Origin of the sequence: Sphingomonas aerolata (genome assembly GCF_003046295.1) — a bacterium.
In the GTDB taxonomy this organism is placed as follows: Bacteria; Pseudomonadota; Alphaproteobacteria; order Sphingomonadales; family Sphingomonadaceae; genus Sphingomonas; species Sphingomonas aerolata.
The window spans coordinates 526902-536099 of sequence record NZ_PZZN01000003.1 but is presented as its reverse complement, the minus strand read 5'-3'; the positions used below and the strand labels follow the sequence as shown (position 1 = coordinate 536099).

Here is a 9198-nt window from a genome sequence, read left to right as displayed (position 1 = left end):
CTGCTACACTTTGGAGGCCGTTGCGGTTCCCTTGGCATCCTCGAATGCCGCACCAAGTGTCATGATCGCAGTGACATGGCGCTCGGCAATGGCGAGCGCATCGTCGCCATAGCCGCCGCCGACGGTGCTCGCGAGCGGGATGCCGCGCTCGATCGCCAGCCGCGCGATCAGGCGTTCGCGTCGTACCAGTCCGTCGAGCGTCAGCGACAGCCGGCCGAGCCGGTCTCCTGCAAAGGGATCCACTCCCGCCTGATACAGGATCAGGTCGGCGCCGAAGGAGTCGAGCAGCGGGACCAGCGTCTCTTCCAGCGTCGCCAGATACCGGTCATCGTCGACGCCGTCAGGCAGCGGTACGTCGAGCGTCGACTGCGCTTTTCGAACCGGAAAATTCTTGTCCGCATGGATAGAATAGGTGGCGATTCCCGGACGGCCCGCGAGCAGCGCGGCTGTGCCATCGCCCTGATGGACGTCGCAATCGACCACCAAGACCCGCTCGACACTGCCCTCCTCGATCAAGCGGACCGCAGCAACGGCGAGATCGTTGAACACGCAATAGCCCGCACCCGTATCGGCAAGCGCATGGTGACTGCCGCCCGCGGTGTTGGCGGCAAAGCCGTGGCGCAGCGCAAGCACCGCAGCGACCCAGGTGCCGTCGGGAACGATCGCGGCGCGGCGGGCAACGGCGGCGCTGACCGGAAAGCCGATCCTGCGTTCCTTCAAGGGCGGCACGCGGGCTTCGAGAACCTCGGCGACATAGTCCGGCTCATGGACCGCCTCGAGCCATTCGCGCGGCGTCGCGCGCGGCTCGTGCCAGGCAACCGCGCTGCCATGCGCGCGCAGCAGATCGCGGATGAGCCCATTCTTGTTCCAGCGATAGGTCGACCGGGCGGGCGCCGGGGTCACATAATCGGGATGGTGGACGACATGGATCATCGCGACCGACCGGACGATTGATCCGCGCCGATCGCCGACGGCGCGGACAAACCCCGCCACTTCACCAAGGTCCGCCTCATCCCCCTGCTCCTATCATACGCCACCACCATGTCCTTCGCTCAACGCGGAGTCCTTTCGGAGGATGCATGATCGCGTGGCGCGGCTCGACCGTCTTCGGGCTTGCAGACGGTCAGGAAACACCCGAATGGGTAGGGATGTCCGATCCGACCACCCTGCCCTATCGTCCCTGCGCGGGCATCATGCTGATCAACGGAGCGGGCCGGGTGTTCGTCGGCCGCCGCAGCGACTCGACGCTCGACGCGTGGCAGATGCCGCAGGGCGGGATCGACCCCGGCGAGGACCCGGAGACCGCGGCCCTTCGCGAACTGGGCGAAGAAACCGGCGTCTCACCCGACAAGGTCACGCTGATCGCGCAGGCCCCGGGCGAGTTCGTCTACGATCTTCCCCCCGAACTTCTCGGCAAGGTCTGGAAGGGTCGTTGGCGGGGCCAGCGGCAGCGCTGGTTCCTCTACCGCTTCCACGGCGATGACGGGGATATCGCGATCGACACCGAGCATGCGGAATTCGATGCCTGGCGCTGGATCGACCCCGCCGAACTCCCGGCAGTGATCGTCCCGTTCAAGAAGCGCCTCTACGAGGAGGTACTTGCCGCCTTCGCGCCACATCTCGGCGCAAGCGGACCGCGCTGAACCGTTCCCAACGCGGCATGGTGACGCTACGGAACCCTGTGTGCCGATCCAGCCCCTCCTCCTGTCGCGATTTTGACCCGATTATGCGCTGTTTCCGTCTCCCGCTTCTCGCCGGCCTCCTGGTGACGGCATTGTCCCCCGCGGCCGCCATCGCCCAGACCGTGATGATTCCCGAGAATATCCGGGCGATGCTCGATGCCGCACTCGATGCGGGTAACGAGAGCGATGTCTCGACGATCGTCAAATATGCGCGCGCGGCCGACCCGCTCAGCGGCGACGCGGTCCTGGCAATCGCGGAAAAATGGAAGGCCGATCGCGCCGCCCAACGCACGCAGGTCATCCGTCAGGCCAGCTTCCTCGACCTCTGGAGCGGCCGCGCCGAAGTCGGCGGCTATCTCACGACCGGCAATTCGGACACGGCCGGCGGTACTGTGGTCGTCGACCTGACCCGCGAAGGCCTGCGCTGGCGTCAGAAATTCCACGCCCAGGCGGATTACCAGGAAAACCAGAATGTCGCCGTTCGAGAGCATTACCTCGCGTCCTACGAGCCCAATTACAAGATCGACGACCGCGCCTATATCTATGGCGCTGCGCAGTATGAAGGGGATCGGTTCCTCGGCTATAACAACCGCTATTCGGTCTCGGTCGGCGGCGGGTACAGCGTGTTGAAATCGGCGAGGACCAAGCTCGATCTCGAATTGGGGCCGGCATATCGGAACACCGACTTCACGGACAACACGAACCAGAGCGCGATCGCCGGGCGCGGGACGCTGAATTTCAGCTGGCGGATCACCAACGGCCTGTCGGTTACCCAGGTTGCGTCCGCCTATGTCCAGCGGTTCAACAGCACGCTTGGCGGGACCACCTCACTGACCGCGAAACTGATCGGTCCGCTATCGGCTTCGCTGTCCTATGCCGTTCAATATGAAAGCGAACCGCCGGCGGGATCGATGACGACCGACACGACCAGCCGCGCCGCGCTGGTTTACAGCTTCTGACGGTTCCCCCCCGCGCCGCGCGAGGCTAGAGTCGGGGAATGAGAGGACTTTCGCACGACGAAACAGGCGCGGTCGCCAGGCTTGATGCGGCCGCGATGCTGCAGCAGGTGGAGCGCTGGGCCGCGGTCAACAGCGGCACGCGCAACCTTGAGGGGCTGGCGACGATGGCGGGGCTGCTCGCCGACGCGTTTTCGTGTCTTCCCGGCGATATCACACTCGTCGAGCCCGAACCGGCCGATAGCGTCGCGATCGATGGCACCGTAAACCCGCTGGACCACGGCCGGCATCTCCATCTTCGCGTTCGCCCGGATGCCGCGATGCGGATGCTGTTCACCGGTCACATGGACACGGTCTATCCGCGCGACCACATGTTCCAGACATTGCGGAATCTGCCGGATGGCACGATCAACGGACCCGGCGTCGCCGACATGAAGGGCGGGCTTGCGGTGATGCTGGCCGCGCTCAAGACGATCGAGGCCAGCCCGCTGGGTCGACGGATCGGCTATGACGTGGTGATCAACTCGGACGAGGAGACCGGCTCCTTCTCGTCTGCCGCCCTGCTCGCTCGCGCGGCGCAAGGGAAGATTGCAGCGCTGACCTACGAGCCGGCGCTTGCCGACGGCACGCTGGCCGGCGCACGCGGTGGCACGGGCAATTTCTCGATCACCGTCCGCGGCCGGAGCGCACACGCCGGCCGCAATCCCGAGGAGGGCCGCAACGCGCTGGTTGCGGCCGCCGATATCGCGGTCCGGCTGTCAAAGGTCCGCAGGCCCGGGCTGTCCGTCAATCCCGCAAGGATCGATGGCGGTGGTCCCAACAACGTCGTTCCCGACGTCGCCGTGCTGCGCATCAACTTCCGCCCGGCGACGCGCGAGGACATCACCCAGGCCCGCGCGCATATCGACGCCGTCGTCGCGGCGGTGGCGGCCAAGCATGACGTCCAGATTGCAGTCCATGGCGGGTTTAATCGTCCGCCCAAGCCGATCGATACGGGGGCCGCGGACTTGTTCGCGCTGGTCAAGGCGATCGGCGCGGACCTGGGCTTGGACATCGCCTGGAAAGCGACCGGGGGCGTGTGCGACGGCAACAACATCGCGGCGGCCGGCGTCCCGGTCGTCGACACCATGGGGGTCCGCGGCGGCGCGATCCATTCGCCGGACGAATTCATGATCCCCGAGAGTCTGACCGAGCGGGCGGCGCTGTCCGCGGTCACCATCCTGCGAATCTGCGAGAACGGCTTATGAGGACGCATCTGTGAGTTTCCGGATCCGCGCGGCGGTCGATAGCGACCTCCAGCCCTTGTACGAGATGGCCAAGCTGACCGGCGGGGGCTTTACCAACCTGCCCCCCGATCGCCGCGCGCTGCGCGCCAAGCTCGAACGCAGCCATGCCGCCTTTTCACGGACCGCGCCCGGCGAGGACGGCGTGGTCAGCGACGAACTGTTCGTCCTGGTCCTCGAGAATTGCGCGACGGGGGAGGTCCGGGGGACGTGCCAGCTGTTCACGCATGTCGGTCAGAGCTGGCCCTTCTACAGCTACCGGATCGGCACGCTGACGCAGCACAGCCGCGAGCTTTCGCGAACCTTCCGCGCCGACATGCTGAGCCTTGCCACCGATCTTGAGGGTTCGAGCGAGGTCGGCGGCCTGTTCCTGCATCCGGGCGAGCGGGCCGGCGGGCTGGGCCTGTTGCTGGCGCGCAGCCGCTATCTCTTCATCAAGGCGCATCGCGCCCGGTTCGCCGACCGGATCCTGGCCGAACTTCGCGGGATCATCGACGAGGCGGGTGGTTCGCCGTTCTGGGATGGTCTGGCGGGCCGGTTCTTCGGGATGAATTTCCAGGACGCCGATCAGTTCAATGCGATCAACGGGCATCAGTTCATCGCCGATCTGATGCCCAAGCACCCGATCTACACCGCGATGCTGTCCGAGAGCGCACGCGCGGCGATCGGCTTGCCGCACCCCTCCGGCCGGGCGGCGATGCGGATGCTCGAGAATGAGGGGTTCGCGTTCGAAAATTATGTCGACATCTTCGACGGCGGACCGACGATGACCGCACGCACCGACAAGGTCCGATCGATTGCGGATGCGCGCACGGCCCAGGTCGTGACGATCGCCGACACTCCGCCCGCCAGCGACACCACGACCGAAGCGCTGGTCGCGACGGGCACGCTGGCCGACTTCCGGTGCGCGTTCGGCGATATCCGCCCGGTGGCCGATGGCATCGCCCTCTCGCGAGGCTGCGCAGCGGCGCTGGACGTCAGCGAAGGCGCATCCGTCCTCCACGTGGCGCGCCTCTGATGCGCAGCGCCAACCTGGTCGAGATCAACTTCGACGGCCTGATCGGTCCCAGTCACAATTACGCAGGGCTGAGCCCCGGCAATCTGGCCGCGACCCGTAATGCGGGCGCTGTCGCACGGCCCCGCGCCGCCGCGCTGCAGGGAATCGCGAAGATGCGCGCGAACCTCGACCTCGGGTTGGTGCAGGGGATCCTCCTCCCCCACCCCCGCCCCGATCATCGCTGGCTCGATTCGCTCGAGACCCGGTATGCGGACGCACCAAGGCATCTGCAGGCGCAGGCGATGTCGGCCTCGGCGATGTGGGCGGCCAATGCCGCGACCGTATCGCCCGCCCCTGATACCGCGGACGGGCGCTGCCACCTGAGCGTCGCGAACCTCGGCACGATGCCGCACCGCAGCCACGAATGGCCAGCAACGCTCGCGCAGCTGCGTATCGCCTTCGCCGACCCGGCCTTTGCGGTGCACCCGCCCGTCCCGCTGCCGTTCGGCGACGAGGGCGCGGCAAACCACATGCGATTGTGCGAAGCCCACGGCGCACCGGGCGTCGAGATCTTCGTCTATGGCGAAGCCGGCGGCCCGTTCCCCGCGCGTCAGCACCGCGAGGCCAGCGAGGCGATCGCGCGCCGGCACGGGCTCGACCCCGCGCGGACCCTGTTCGTCCGCCAGTCGGATGCGGCGATCGCGGCAGGCGCGTTCCACAACGACGTGGTCGCCGTTGCGAACGAAACCGTTTTGTTCACGCACGAGCAGGCCTTTGCCGACGCCGACCGCTTCTATGAAGATTTGCGACGGCTGATGCCCTCGGTCGAGATCGTCGAGGTGCCCAGCGCCCGCGTCAGCCTCGAAGATGCAGTCAGCTCCTATCTGTTCAACGCGCAGCTCGTCTCGCGCGCCGCGGGCATGACACTGATCCTGCCCGAGGAAGCGCGCAGCAACGCACCGGTCTGGCGCTGGCTGGGCGAGCATGTCGCGGGCAACGGACCGATCCGCGCGCTCGAGATCGTCGACGTCCGCGAATCGATGGCCAATGGCGGCGGCCCCGCCTGCCTGCGCCTGCGGGTCGTCGCCGATCCCCGGACGGTTGATCCCCGCTTCCTCGTCGATCACGCCAGCCTCGACGGTATCGCCGGCCTCGTCACCGAGCACTGGCCCGAGACGATCGACGCGAATGCGATTGGCGACGCGGCGCTCGTCGCTCGGATCGAGGCAGCGCATCGTGCCTTGCTCGAGGCCCTCGACCTTGTCGGGTTAATTGACAGATAACCCGAGATGGCGGAATTGCGTGAGTCGCGAGCAGAGTTTTCCACTGTTTGTAAGGTCACGTTTCGTTCAGCCGACGGATCTCGGCCAATAGCTCGGCCGATCGCTCGAACCATTCGCCCCTGATGCGCTGCTTGCGGAAGCGGTCATGATAGGCCTTCTCCTCGTCGACGCCGCCTGGCGTGGTCGCCAAGATCATGAGCGGTATCGGCGAGCCTGACTGGAGTTGGCGCAGGCGCACCTTCGGCCTGATGGCGCGTCCGATTTTGATCGCGCCGATGTCGCTACCGATGAAATATATCATCGAGGCGCCCACCGACCATTCCGGGGTCTTTCGAACTCTGGGGTGAAGCGCGTTCAGGCGGGCCAGTTCTGGCGAGAACTCGGGGCTATCGATGTCTGGTAGCGGTATGTAGATCGGCCGCCCTGAGGCGCTCCGGTTGGGCGGGCAAAAGTAATAATAGACGCGGCCCTTTGCGGTCTTTCGCGAGACATAAGCTGGCGCTCGTCTCATTTCCCAGCGACCTCCCACCGCGCAAGGGCGGCATCGGCAAGCGTCGACTGGTTGCGCTGTCGAGCGTAATGCTCGACCATCTGCAGCGATTGGCCGCTGACCGATGCGGTCTCGGCGGTTGAGCATCCGGCCTCGAGCAGCGCGATCACGGCGTTTTTGCGCAGGCCGTGCGGTACGCTGGGAGCGCCGGCAGCGGCCGAGAAAGCCTTAAGCATCTTGCGAGCGTTGTCGTCCCGCAGCGGCGCGCCGCGCGGCGTCCGGCATATCGCGCCCTCCACCCGCTCGTGCTTCGCAAGCTCCGCGCTCAGCGCGCTATGGACCGGGATGCTTAGCCGCTTCTTCGTCTTGTCTTGGCGGACCTCGACGCGATCGGTAGCAACATCCGACCAGGTCATTCTAAGCACGTCGCCGAGGCGCTGCGCGGTGTAGTAGAGCAGATGCGCGAGCAGGCGCACCGTGGGGTCTTCAGCGGCGAGAACCGCGCGCAGCACATGCTGCGGCCAAGGCTCGTGCTCGCCCCCCTCCATCATCATGATTCCATCGCACGGGTTCTTTGCTATGTGTTCGCGATCGACAGCCCAGGCGAACAGCGCGCCGCTCGTCCTCAGAAATGCGTTTGCGGCGCCCGGCGTTGCGGCCATCTTGTCCAGCACCGTCCGCATGTCGCCGCGGGTTATCCCGTTGACCGGGGCGGTCGGCAGCGCGCGTTCGAGGCGGCGAAGGTAGATGTCGTACAGCTTGCGCGACGACGGTGCCAACGCGCCGTAGGCGGCCCCGCGCTGGTACATGTCGACGAGAACCGGGACCGTGACGAGGATCGCCTTCGTCTTCCGGTTGCGGTGGCCCATCAGCGCCGCGTAGCTGCCCCCGAACTCCATTGACCGCAGCGGCGGCAGGCGCGTCATCAGCCGCTTGCCATCGACCACTTTGCCGGTGTCGAAATACAGGTACTCTCGGCCCTTCGACCGAACCCGCTTCACATATTTAGGCAGGTCATGCGGCAAGGCCCGGCTGATCCTTCCGCCAGTCGTTGACCCCACCCGACATCTCGTCGAGGCTCGCGTCGAGTGCGGCGCGATCCCAACGCGGCCCGCCCGACATCGCAACCGACCCCGGCAGCCGGCCGGCGAACACCTCCGCGTCGAACTGCTGCGGCGTAAGCTCGCAGTATTTCGCGGCGTTCGCCCGCTTGAGCATGCGCGGCCAATACGGAGCTGCGCTCATCGGTTCTGTCCTTCCTGATCTGTGAATTGAGCTTTCACGGCGAGACCAGCGGTTGCGGGACCCAGCGGCGAGGGTTTTTGGGTGGCAGGAAAGAGGCCCGCCCTCCGGGGCGATAAGCGCACCATGTCAACTGCACGCGCTGAGGCGCAGCGTGCTACGGTGCTGAGTGTTCATGGGCGCAATATGCCGTCTTCGATCCTTCATAAGATCAATGGCATAGTGGCGCCGGAGTGGTATGATGACCGGGCGCGGGACGTTTTTAGGAATGCAATAAATGGACTTCCCGTGGACCGAGGCCGCAACATTGGTGCGGATGCCAGCAGCGCAAAAAGACGACGAAGGAAACGAGCTTTTGTTCGAGGGGTCGTTGCTATTAATGGCCCAAAAGGTTCGGGCTATGAAACCGATTGACCGGCGCCATCTAAAAATCTCCCTTCCTGATAGAATTGTGCGACCGCACACCTTCAAAGACGGATCGCTCGCCGCTCTGATTGACGACATTCCCGTGGTGGGGTGACAATGTGCGCTCTCGATTGGCGCAACGTCGATTTGATTAAACGCATTTGAAGTGCCTCGCGAGCCGTCACATGAGCCTAGCCTGTCCGGCCATCCAGCAAGACTAGTCTCGAGGTCGCCATGTTTTCTTTGATTGCACTGTAGCTGGAATATCGCAGGACGGAGGCGCGAGGTGTTACAGCTCGTGTCGTATCCGTGACTAAAGCAGTTATCGCTGCCAATGATCGCGGTGCGTCGCAAACGGCTGCGGACGCAGCGTAACGCTCGACGCACGCTGACGCGGCTGTTCCGCTGCGCTAGAGCCGCTCCTTGGACGACCAGAGAGGCACTACCATGGCAGCGACGATCATAACTCCCAGCGGCACTGGTGCGATGGAGGCCGGGCTCGTACTTGACGAGGAAGGCAGCCGGTTCGTCGTCCTGACGTTCAAAGAGCCACAGGGCGAACCGACGCTCGTCACGTTTACAGTTCCGGTTTTTCAGAACTACGTCGAGCATCTGGTTCGAACGGCCAAGGCCGCTAACGAGGATGCCAACTGGGGCATTCCGGGCTGAGTATCTCCGCCACAGTATCGTGCCGCGATCTTTTCGAAACAGTGTGACGGTACGGCGGCCTGCAACGGCCTTCGCAGTACGTTTATTATTCTCCGGGCCCACGCTGCCAGTATTTGCTGCTCGATCGCCGCATTCTCGGCTCTCACCGGCGACGCTACTCGGGATCAGCGCGCGCGCGGTGCGGATGCTGC

General features: G+C 65.2%; 11 protein-coding genes. 7 read left to right on the top strand and 4 right to left on the bottom strand.

Features of this window, described 5'->3' with window-relative positions:
• Window positions 1-3: 3 nt before the first annotated feature.
• The gene (locus C8J24_RS15000; protein WP_107934273.1) at window positions 4-933 is read right to left on the bottom strand and encodes a histone deacetylase family protein; all 930 of its coding nucleotides are present in this window, start codon (window positions 931-933) and stop codon (window positions 4-6) included.
• Window positions 934-1148: 215 nt separating this feature from the next.
• Between C8J24_RS15000 and C8J24_RS14995 the strand changes: the two genes are divergently transcribed.
• The 5 genes from C8J24_RS14995 to C8J24_RS14975 all read left to right on the top strand — a co-directional run bounded on the left by C8J24_RS14995 (window position 1149) and on the right by C8J24_RS14975 (window position 6201).
• Window positions 1149-1643 carry an RNA pyrophosphohydrolase gene (locus tag C8J24_RS14995; protein ID WP_031396547.1) on the top strand — a complete coding sequence of 165 codons (495 nt, stop codon included), beginning with the start codon at window positions 1149-1151 and terminating at the stop codon, window positions 1641-1643.
• 83 nt (window positions 1644-1726) lie between these two features.
• Window positions 1727-2641, top strand: a complete 915-nt coding sequence (locus C8J24_RS14990; RefSeq protein ID WP_107933633.1) for a DUF481 domain-containing protein — start codon at window positions 1727-1729, stop codon at window positions 2639-2641.
• Between the two features lie 38 nt (window positions 2642-2679).
• Entirely contained in the window at window positions 2680-3885 is a 1206-nt protein-coding gene (locus C8J24_RS14985; RefSeq protein WP_107933631.1) for a hydrolase, read from the top strand.
• Window positions 3886-3895: 10 nt separating this feature from the next.
• Complete coding sequence (locus C8J24_RS14980) at window positions 3896-4939, top strand: arginine N-succinyltransferase (RefSeq protein WP_107933629.1); 1044 nt, start codon at window positions 3896-3898, stop codon at window positions 4937-4939.
• Window positions 4939-6201 (top strand): N-succinylarginine dihydrolase, encoded by a 1263-nt coding sequence (locus tag C8J24_RS14975; RefSeq protein ID WP_107933627.1) that lies wholly within the window; start codon window positions 4939-4941, stop codon window positions 6199-6201. Before C8J24_RS14980 ends, C8J24_RS14975 begins: the two co-directional genes overlap by 1 nt.
• Before the next feature lie 55 nt (window positions 6202-6256).
• On the opposite strand, the gene C8J24_RS17640 is transcribed toward C8J24_RS14975, so the two are convergent.
• The 3 genes from C8J24_RS17640 to C8J24_RS14960 form a co-directional block, all read right to left on the bottom strand.
• Window positions 6257-6502 (bottom strand): GIY-YIG nuclease family protein, encoded by a 246-nt coding sequence (locus C8J24_RS17640; protein ID WP_167396779.1) that lies wholly within the window; start codon window positions 6500-6502, stop codon window positions 6257-6259.
• A 206-nt stretch (window positions 6503-6708) separates the two neighbouring features.
• On the bottom strand, window positions 6709-7716 hold the full coding sequence (locus tag C8J24_RS14965; RefSeq protein WP_146163709.1) for a site-specific integrase: 1008 nt from the start codon (window positions 7714-7716) through the stop codon (window positions 6709-6711).
• Window positions 7706-7936, bottom strand: a complete 231-nt coding sequence (locus C8J24_RS14960) for a hypothetical protein (RefSeq protein WP_146163708.1) — start codon at window positions 7934-7936, stop codon at window positions 7706-7708. Before C8J24_RS14960 ends, C8J24_RS14965 begins: the two co-directional genes overlap by 11 nt.
• 274 nt (window positions 7937-8210) lie before the next feature.
• On the opposite strand from C8J24_RS14960, the gene C8J24_RS14955 reads away from it, so the two are divergent.
• Both C8J24_RS14955 and C8J24_RS14950 read left to right on the top strand, forming a co-directional pair.
• Entirely contained in the window at window positions 8211-8453 is a 243-nt protein-coding gene (locus tag C8J24_RS14955; protein WP_107933619.1) for a hypothetical protein, read from the top strand.
• A 332-nt stretch (window positions 8454-8785) separates the two neighbouring features.
• Window positions 8786-9007, top strand: a complete 222-nt coding sequence (locus C8J24_RS14950; RefSeq protein ID WP_146163707.1) for a hypothetical protein — start codon at window positions 8786-8788, stop codon at window positions 9005-9007.
• The last annotated feature ends 191 nt before the right edge of the window (window positions 9008-9198 follow it).